The organism is Butyrivibrio sp. (genome assembly GCF_017433805.1).
Lineage (GTDB): Bacteria > Bacillota > Clostridia > Lachnospirales > Lachnospiraceae > Butyrivibrio.
This window is the reverse complement of record NZ_JAFRGN010000060.1, coordinates 1-8930: the sequence shown is the minus strand read 5'-3', so window position 1 is coordinate 8930 and position 8930 is coordinate 1. Positions and strand designations below refer to the sequence as shown.

Sequence of the window (8930 nt, the reverse complement as noted above, 5' to 3'; positions counted from 1 at the left end):
TTCATCCTGAGCCAGGATCGAACTCTCACGTTTAAAAGTTTGATCTGGCCAGAACTCAAGCTTGGCTTTTTGTTCTGTCCGTTATTTACTAATCTTTGTTCTGAATAATTCTCTTGGAATTTTTCAGGGTTGCATTACTGTTTATTTGTCAAGGTACTTCTTGTTGTTGTAGCTCTCAGCCGCAACTCATTTAGAATATCACAGCTTTAAGTTCTTGTCAACAACTTTTTTCAAAGTTTTTTCGCCCTCTCGAAAACAGCTACTGGTTCAAAGCCTCTATCTATGTGGGTAGCTGCCCTCTCGCAACGGGCAAAAGTTATTATAGCAAAGCGATTTTATAAATGCAACAACTTTTTTCAGATTTTCTAAAAAAGTTATAATCTCACTAGATATGGGCATTTCAGCCACTTTTATCCCCAAGTTGTTGTATCAATCATTTAAGTTCGCTGGTATATCTTTATACGAACATAGTAATAAAATGGCAACAAAAAACTCCTAAGGATTTAATCCTTAGGAGTTATGTGCTAAACGGAGAAAGCGGGATTTGAACCCGCGCACCGCGCGAACGGTCTACACCCTTAGCAGGGGCGCCTCTTCAGCCACTTGAGTATTTCTCCATGCCTGAATCCCTCTACCAATATGTGGTTGTGAATTCTTACGTCTGATTTAGTCAAGACGCAAATGTAATTATACAAAGGAGTAAAGCCTTTGTCAATTAGTTTATAGCATTTTGTTTGCAGTCATCATTTATTATAGAGGTCATTGCCTTCTGAATCTATGACTACAATCGCAGGAAAGTCCTTGACCTGAAGCTTTCTTATAGCTTCTGTGCCAAGATCATCGTAGGCTACAACTTCTGATTCTGTAATAGCTTTAGATAATAATGCTCCAGCTCCGCCAATTGCAGCAAAGTACACCGATCCATTTCTGACAATAGCTTCTTTTACTTCTTTAGATCTTTTACCCTTGCCAATCATTCCGCCAAGTCCAAGGTCTAAGAGCTGAGGTGTGTATTTATCCATTCTGCTGGCAGTTGTAGGACCTGCTGATCCGATAGGTCTTCCCTCTCTTGCAGGAGATGGTCCCATATAATATATGATATTATCCTTGAGTTCTATAGGAAGTTCTCCACCGTCCGCCAGGATTTCCGCCATTCTCTTGTGAGCAGCATCCCTGGCAGTGTAGATAGTTCCTGTGATATATACCATATCGCCTATCTTAAGTTCTTTTACCACTGCTTTATCTAAAGGTGCCTGAATATTCTTTTCCATATAATGAAAGCACTCCGTCTGGTTATTATATCTCTCTGGTCACATGACGATTTACATGACAGCAGATGTTAACTGCAACAGGAAGACCTGCTATATGAGTAGCGTAGGTGTTGATGTTGACAGCAAGAGCTGTGATCCTGCCTCCAAGTCCGGCTGGGCCGATGCCTGTAGCATTGATCATATCAAGAACTTCTTTTTCCATCTCTCTGACGTATTCAATATCAGAATGCTCACCAACAGGTCGTGTAAGAGCCTCTTTGGCCATCTCTGCACATTTCTCGAAGGTTCCACCGATACCAACGCCTACTACCATAGGAGGGCAAGCGTTAGGACCTGCGTCCTTTACAGCCTGAACAATAGAATTCTTGACGCCTTCTTCTCCATCTGCAGGCTTGAGCATGAATACGCGACTCATGTTCTCGCTGCCAAAGCCTTTTGGTGCACAAGTAATAGTTACAACATCTCCTGGAACGATATCATAATGAACTACTGCCGGAGTGTTATCTCCTGTATTCTTCCTGATAAGAGGATCACCAACTACCGACTTTCTAAGATATCCGTCTGTGTAGCCCTGTCTGACACCTTCATTAATGGCATCAGTAAGGTTTCCTCCTGTAAAATGAACTTCCTGTCCTACCTTCACAAAGAAAACTGCCATTCCTGTATCCTGACAGATAGGAATCTGGTCCTCTTTGGCTATTACAAGGTTCTTTTGAAGCTGGGAAAAGATCTGCTTACCAAGCTGAGACTCTTCCGCGTTCTGCGCATTGTTAAGCGCTGTCTGCATATCTTTTGACAGTTCATAGTTCGCATCAATACACATCTGGCGAACTACTCGTGTGACTTCTGAAACATCAATGTCACGCATGGACTATCCTCACTCTCCAACAATTGTATTCTTGATTGCTACAAGCTCCTCAGCAGAAGGCTGAGTTGGCTTCCAAAGAATGTGCTGACAATCATTGCTATATCTTGGGATGATATGAAGATGGAAATGCATAACTGTCTGTCCTGCAGCAGAGCCATTGTTCTGCACGAGGTTAAGGCCATCACAGCCAAGCTTCTCCTTCATATTAGAAGCAACTTCTTTGGCAACCTTGGCAGCGCCTGCGAGAGTCTCCTCTGGAATTTCAAAAAGATCTGCATAGTGTGCCTTAGGAAGTACAAGAGCATGTCCCTTTGTAGCTGGGCCATTATCAAGAATTACTCTGAAATCAGAATTCTCATAAATAGTATTAGAAGGTATCTCCCCATTTGCTATCTTGCAAAAAATACAATCACTCATCACGCTATTCCCTCCATGTCTTTTCTATTATTAAATAAGATAATATTGATTATTCCAAAAACGAATCCTGCAATGAAGCCTCCCAAATGAGCTATTGTATTGGCTCCTTGCTGGAAAAAGCACGAATCTATAACAAATAATAAAAGAAAGATCAGCCTTATCAGCATTGACTTGTCCTGTACGAGAGTCTTGCGATTGACGATCAGCCAAACCACCAGAAAACCAACGATGCCCATAACGGCGCCACTTGCTCCCAGTGATATCCAGTCGAGACCATTTTTTACCTCGTAAGCCATAGACAGGAGATTGCCGAAAATACCGGCTGCAAAGTACATGACCACGTATGCTACATGACCAAGGTAGTGTTCAATGATCGCTCCTACCAAAAGTAACATCATCATATTATTAAAGAGATGATTTATATCCTGATGCAAAAACATGGCAGTTATAAGCCTGTGATATTCTCCATTCTGCAAAACAGCAGGTGTGTACATCATCCCAAAGGAATATAAATATGGGACAAAGATGCTACTTATCACAAATACTACCACGTTTATTGCCACAAGCGCCATAGTAACATATGACGCCTTATATATTTTTTTCTGCTTTTCTATAAAATCTTCGCTTCTAAATCCTGAATTATCTGGCATTTATATCCATTAAGCTCATTTAAGCCATCAGATCAAAGAGCTGATCCATGCTCCTCAAAAGCTTAAAGTCTCCCTTCATCTTGATGCTGCCAGCCATGAATGCCCTCTGGAAAGTCATTCTGCCTTCAAGCACATCCTCCAGGACATGCTGATCGGTGGATATAACAACATCACATTCCTCTTCATCTCCAACGCGACAATTGCATTTGCTATTGTCTACATCGATAATGATAGGCTTGGTCTTGGGACTGTCCTGAATGACAATCTTGTACTTAGCCCTGATTCCTGCAACTGGAGTGAATTTCTTGTTAAGTAGTTTAACATATTCGTCAACATTTCCAACAGCCGTATCGTCCTGTCCCATTTTATCTCTGAATATGCTGGCAAGCTCCTGAAGATCCTCTTTTTGTGTACGAACATAGTTGTCGTCTGAAGCGTACTCAGAGAGCTGCTCTGACTCCTGCGGAGTTAAGTCTATTCCCTTAGCAACTGCAACCTTATTTATTACAGCCTGGTTACTTGCAGGGAATACTGGCATTTTCTGATTAATTGTACGATAAATGTTCTCAGTCTTTTTCTCAATTATCTTACTGTATTCTGAGCTATTCTCAAGCTTGGTAGTATCAGCAATATAGCCACACATTCCATCGCAAGGAAGTCCGCCCAGCATTTCCCATGCAGCAGCAAGACTCATCATGCCTTCACGCTCTCCATGAGTTGTAGACATGACAACAGGCGCCATATAAATCTCTTTGATATGGTCCTTGTCTCCATATAACCAGCAGGCATCAAGAAACTGCATAAGATATCCGCCTACTCCATACCACTCAACAGTTGATGCCAGAATAACGCCATCTGCATCCTTGAGCGTATTGGGAAGCGCTGTTATTCCGTTGCGCTGCTCATATAAATTGTACTGCTGAACTTTTACATTTAATTCCTGTAGGATTGCTGTGATCTGCGAGATAACGTATAGCGTAGGATCATCAATTATTCCTCTGCCACCGTAATAGATATTAATCTTCATGGACACCCCTCCAACTAGTTAAGGGTATTATACCATAAATCTACGTTATAAAGTACATGGCAAGCGGCTGTAGCAGTTTTTTCATCTACAATCAAAGCATATTTTGCCGATTCTGATCTCATCGCCCTCATCAATACTGCATTCTTCCTGAGGATTGAGCCTAAGTCCGTTCCTGTACGTACCGTTCGTCGATCCGAGGTCGACAACAGCTGGTCTTCCCTCTCTATCTCTTACGAATCTGCAGTGCATTCTTGAAATGCTCACATCATTTATAACTTTATCCACGCAGCCCTCCATTTTACCTACGGTTAATGGGAGCTTATCCAAAGAAATCCTGATTGTTTTATCCGAGTTTCTACTATATAAAATAATATCTTTATCGGTATCATCTTCATCAGTGAGAACTATCGTTTCGCCACAGGTTGCTGGAGCCTTTTTAACAGATGAATTGGCAGCTGTGATTTTTACCTGCTTCCTGTAACCAGCCTCGTTCATGTAGGCATCTTCACTCATAAAGTCATTATCATAGGAAGTCTCCATATCGTATCCATAATAATCATCTTCATCGTCTCCCGTTTTCTCTACTTTTTTGGTTCTAAAGCGCGAGACTCCGTTTTCAGTGATATCCTTGATTCCCGTCAAAAGAGCTATGAGACCCGTTATCATAGAAAGAACTATCACAATAATTGACAGAATATCTTCCTCTTTGGAAAGAATATAATTCATTCTGATATACATCATGGCTCCTAAAAGTCCCATGAACAGCACTCCAAAAAGAATCTGAATCCTTCCATCAAGCTTGTTTTTCTTGGATTTAGCCTCTTCCTTTTGGATGTCATTGTTTTCGTCTCCAATATCTTCAGGGAAAAAATCCTCTCTAAAATCCTCAAGCTCCTGAGTATTTGCCTGCATTCTATATGTTTCCTGCTCGTCCTGATCTACACTTTCTTCATTCAGAACCTGTTCGATAACATCCATTACCAGCGTACTTTCTATCTGCATTTTCTCAGAACAGGAGTAAATCATTTCAACTGCTGCCTCATCCTCATGATCCACAAGTTCAAACAGCTCATCCACAAAGCTTTTGAAATCAGCCTGTTCAGTCTTAAATGGGCAGTACATAAACCGGTACTCAGATGTAGCCAGATCCACAAACACGCTCCTGCCATCAAGAACAACATTTTCCATTCCCAAGAGGTAATCTGAAAGAATCTCTAGCGAATTTCTAAGAGCTGATAACAATGCTCTTAATTCGGATGCACTCATACCCTTTACAGCAAATCGATCCTTTAAACTCTGCATTGAATTTATCTCATAGTACAGATACGCTTCTCCATTAATTGTTCGAAGATTGCAAGGCAAAAAGCCAGTAAGATTTCCTCTCTCCAGCATCCTTGTCTGGTAGCTGACACCTTTTCGAAGTTCGGGTTCCTCATTTTTGACAATCAAATAATTATGCTTAAGTTCTCTATAATATTTATATTCCATCTTATTTACTCCTTAGTTCCGATATCTCTGATACGTTTAACTGTTCTGATATGCCCTGAATAATCTCGTTTCTTGGCATATTGTCTGCTCTTAAGCTTCCAACTCCCCTTTGGTTTCAAAAAATATCCCCCCATCGCCGAGTGCCTTGTCTTTGTCTGTCCTGTCACCTCAATCTCTTTTCCTGATGTGGCACACCCAAATTCAGGATAGCTGTTTCCATAGTATTTTTTACCCGCCACCAGCTGCGCCTTATTAGAAACAACCGCTTCCGGCGACAGTTCTTTTTCCATTGAAGCTCTGAATGCGAGAATGTAACTATCCTGAGCAAGAACGCACCTTGCGTATACATAGTTTGTGCAGTATATGATCAGCGCAAAAACGCATATGACCATAGGCACGATAAAAGAGGCTTCAACCGTCATATAACCTGAAAGTTTGCGCATAACATTGCTACCCCCGTTCCAACCGTTAAAAAAGGTATGAATGCAAGCTTCGTTTTCCGATTGCCTTTCTTAAGTGCCAGTACTCCTATGGAAAAAATGCTGCTTATAAATAAAGAAATAAGAAGTCCTGCTACAGTCTGCTCCAGACCAAGCACAGGGCCAACGCATAGGAGCATCAGGCCATCTCCAAGACCAACTTCTCCTCTTGTCACAAGACTTATCAGAACCATCGCTCCTCCTGGTAAAAGAGCTAGCGCAGCCTCCGCACCTACCATGCCTCTAGCAAAGCCATAAACCAGCGAAATAATCGCAAGAATTGCCCCAAGTCCTATTAATACAAATGGGATTTCTCTTTTTCTTATATCTATAACCGCTGTGATCACCAGCAAGATCATTAAAAGAATCTGTATTATAATCTGCATATACATCAGCCGCACCCACTACAGGGGCCTCTACCTCCTACTTCTGAAATTGGAACCGTATAAATCTTTCTCTTTAATCCCGGACAACTAACGCTGGTATGATATCTTTCTCCATAATCAGTTATAAAGACATCGCCTCCAGCCACGCCTTCTGCACAGTACTCACAGCAATAATATATTTTTCTGTCTCTATTTCTAACTGTCTCAAGCTGCGAATAGGGAACACTCCTGACTTTTGGTTTAAGATACTTGCAGCCCACATCTCTGTGATAAACTTCGCCGTATTCTGTAACAAAGACCATTTCCTCCTGGATTTCCTCGCAGTCTCCAGCCCCCGAAATGTCGTAGCCAGTCCAGGCATGACCATAGTATCTGGATTCCACCATGAAATCTTTAAATCCAATAAGCGGAATAATGGGATGAACCCTGTAATCTACGACAATATCTACTATGTCCCCACTAGTCATGATCCTGGATGAAAGCATATTTACTCCTCCCACGCCATCCATTACAGCGTTATGGGCTAGTCTTTCCTCCAGTTCACTCTTTACCTGATATATTGCATATCCGCTAAGAGCTCCTGTTTCAAGAATCCCTCCTCCTGTACCGATCAGATCTTCTCCCTCTCGTATGTCATAGGCTTTGATAGTAACTTCATTTCCAACCTGATGAAGCACTGCCTCCATCTCGGATTGAACCCTGATTATTTCTATAGCTCCGATTATGTTCACAAAGAAAAAGATAAACAGCGGAAGTGCAATAGACGCCTCAAGTGTCATGGATGCAGATAAAGGCACTTCTTTTAAAATTCTGATTGTCTGGAGAAAATGTCTTTTTATTATCTTTAGTTTTATAGAAGTGCCCTTATTTCCACCCATAACTTCCCTTCGGCAGCTATCAGTTTTCATATCCATATATCCTCTCTATCTTGGCTTCATAGCCGTACCTTGTGCCTATTTCCAGCTCAGCTCTTATAATGTCGACACAGAAATCCATCATAAAAGAGCTGCTGCCTTCAGCTTTCCTTACATCCATCTCGATAACATCAGCCATTCTGCATAGTTTTTCATCTGTGCCCGTCAAAAACAATTTGATTCTGAGATAATCCTGGTAATACAGCCCCTCGCCGCAATCGCCGCTATCCATGTGGTCTCTAAAAGAGAGCATATTCAAAAGGCTCAATTTCCATGTGGAATCAGATTTAAAAAGCGGAACCCTTCCCCCTGAAAAGAGGATGTGAAGATCAGATATGGACTCAGCAAAAGTCCATGCAAAAAGAATTGAATATTTGATCGGTTCTTTTAATTCAGGAATAAAAAGAAGTATCGACAGCGCACTTGCTAACAGATCTGCCTCATCGACCTTGGCTTGGCATCCAAACAGATATATCATGTTGGAAGCCTGCCTCCAAAACAACAGCGTTCGGGCCATTTTCTCAAGATTGGCATAATCGCTTTCCTCTCCAAAGGCCAGATATTCGAGCTGATATTTCAAAAGAGCTTTCTCAAGCTCCGCTCCGTACCTGCTGCATTTCTCGTAATAATACTGGTCAAGAATGAGACTCTGCCCTTTTGAAGCGCCCGATTCATCAAGGCCTGTTCCTCTGCACAGTTTCCTGTGAGATGCATAATCAGACAGATTGACCACCGCTTCAGAAATCTTAGACTTATCCCTGATAGCCAGATTCAGAGCACCTATCCCCCTTTGAGAATTGACAGCATCCGCTGGATTACCTATCGAAATTACTTCTTTTTCTCCATTTTCATTCTCTATCACAGGAAGCTCATAGGAATCTATTATTTCCTGATTCTCCCTGGCAAGCTCATCCACATCAATAGAATCCAGCTCTCCAGCCTGCAGACTTCCTACATTTTCAAGAACACTGCTCATGAGATTTCCAACAGGCTCTCCTTCCATGTAAGCAATTATCTGCCTTGCCAGAACTGCCATCTCATTATCTGTAGCTACTGTATAGCCCGAGATTCTAGCATCCTTACAGTACATGGCCGTCATAGTCTGCGCATTTAAAAGGCCACCAGCTTTACTCCTGTCAAAGTTCTTTTGCGCATAGTTTCTAAGATGCTCCTGAACGTTAGTTATCGCATGAGTGCCGGTTCCATAGGAAGCATCAACCATGAGTAGCCCATACTGCTCATATAATTCCCTGCTATACTCCGAGAGCACTGAATTCATGGATATGTCCATTACACATTCCGTCTTCATCCTGACAGCTCCTATCCTGGCTCCCTGAAAGAGAGCCAGAACAAGTGACAGTATTATCATGATAGATAATGACAAAAAGACCGTTATATATCCCTTAGTTTGTGATCTCACGAGTCTCTTC

The 8930-nt window shown here is 41.8% G+C and carries 10 protein-coding genes and 1 tRNA gene; all 11 read right to left on the bottom strand.

Features of this window, described 5'->3' with window-relative positions; genetic code table 11:
* Positions 1–529: 529 nt before the first annotated feature.
* Positions 530–617, bottom strand: a tRNA-Ser gene (locus tag IJI01_RS13610).
* 126 nt (positions 618–743) lie between these two features.
* The gene (locus IJI01_RS13605) at positions 744–1271 is read right to left on the bottom strand and encodes a Fe-S-containing hydro-lyase (RefSeq protein ID WP_292191511.1); all 528 of its coding nucleotides are present in this window, start codon (positions 1269–1271) and stop codon (positions 744–746) included.
* A 25-nt stretch (positions 1272–1296) separates the two neighbouring features.
* Entirely contained in the window at positions 1297–2139 is an 843-nt protein-coding gene (locus IJI01_RS13600) for a fumarate hydratase (RefSeq protein ID WP_292191508.1), read from the bottom strand.
* A 9-nt stretch (positions 2140–2148) separates the two neighbouring features.
* On the bottom strand, positions 2149–2556 hold the full coding sequence (locus IJI01_RS13595) for an HIT family protein (protein ID WP_292191506.1): 408 nt from the start codon (positions 2554–2556) through the stop codon (positions 2149–2151).
* Positions 2556–3206 carry a rhomboid family intramembrane serine protease gene (locus IJI01_RS13590; protein WP_292191504.1) on the bottom strand — a complete coding sequence of 217 codons (651 nt, stop codon included), beginning with the start codon at positions 3204–3206 and terminating at the stop codon, positions 2556–2558. Before IJI01_RS13590 ends, IJI01_RS13595 begins: the two co-directional genes overlap by 1 nt.
* 19 nt (positions 3207–3225) lie before the next feature.
* Positions 3226–4233, bottom strand: coding sequence for an SCP2 sterol-binding domain-containing protein (locus IJI01_RS13585; RefSeq protein WP_292191497.1), 1008 nt, complete (start codon positions 4231–4233; stop codon positions 3226–3228).
* Positions 4234–4314: 81 nt separating this feature from the next.
* Entirely contained in the window at positions 4315–5721 is a 1407-nt protein-coding gene (locus IJI01_RS13580; protein ID WP_292191495.1) for a DUF6382 domain-containing protein, read from the bottom strand.
* A gap of 5 nt (positions 5722–5726) precedes the next feature.
* A complete protein-coding gene (locus tag IJI01_RS13575; RefSeq protein WP_292191493.1) occupies positions 5727–6164 on the bottom strand; it encodes a hypothetical protein in 438 nt (145 codons plus the stop codon).
* Entirely contained in the window at positions 6140–6586 is a 447-nt protein-coding gene (locus tag IJI01_RS13570) for a prepilin peptidase (protein ID WP_292191490.1), read from the bottom strand. The genes IJI01_RS13575 and IJI01_RS13570 overlap by 25 nt, the downstream gene beginning before the upstream one ends.
* A gap of 5 nt (positions 6587–6591) precedes the next feature.
* Positions 6592–7500 (bottom strand): hypothetical protein, encoded by a 909-nt coding sequence (locus IJI01_RS13565; protein WP_292191487.1) that lies wholly within the window; start codon positions 7498–7500, stop codon positions 6592–6594.
* Positions 7484–8930: DUF5702 domain-containing protein (locus IJI01_RS13560; RefSeq protein WP_292191484.1), on the bottom strand; the 1447-nt coding region annotated here is incomplete at its 5' end. The genes IJI01_RS13565 and IJI01_RS13560, both read right to left, overlap by 17 nt.

Bases quoted from the DNA above. Each gene is read 5' to 3' on its own strand.
- IJI01_RS13605 (WP_292191511.1), bottom strand. From the start codon at position 1,271: ATGGAAAAGAATATTCAGGCACCTTTAGATAAAGCAGTGGTAAAAGAA.
- IJI01_RS13600 (WP_292191508.1), bottom strand. From the start codon at position 2,139: ATGCGTGACATTGATGTTTCAGAAGTCACACGAGTAGTTCGCCAGATG.
- IJI01_RS13595 (WP_292191506.1), bottom strand. From the start codon at position 2,556: ATGAGTGATTGTATTTTTTGCAAGATAGCAAATGGGGAGATACCTTCT.
- IJI01_RS13590 (WP_292191504.1), bottom strand. From the start codon at position 3,206: ATGCCAGATAATTCAGGATTTAGAAGCGAAGATTTTATAGAAAAGCAG.
- IJI01_RS13585 (WP_292191497.1), bottom strand. From the start codon at position 4,233: ATGAAGATTAATATCTATTACGGTGGCAGAGGAATAATTGATGATCCT.
- IJI01_RS13580 (WP_292191495.1), bottom strand. From the start codon at position 5,721: ATGGAATATAAATATTATAGAGAACTTAAGCATAATTATTTGATTGTC.
- IJI01_RS13575 (WP_292191493.1), bottom strand. From the start codon at position 6,164: ATGCGCAAACTTTCAGGTTATATGACGGTTGAAGCCTCTTTTATCGTG.
- IJI01_RS13570 (WP_292191490.1), bottom strand. From the start codon at position 6,586: ATGCAGATTATAATACAGATTCTTTTAATGATCTTGCTGGTGATCACA.
- IJI01_RS13565 (WP_292191487.1), bottom strand. From the start codon at position 7,500: ATGGATATGAAAACTGATAGCTGCCGAAGGGAAGTTATGGGTGGAAAT.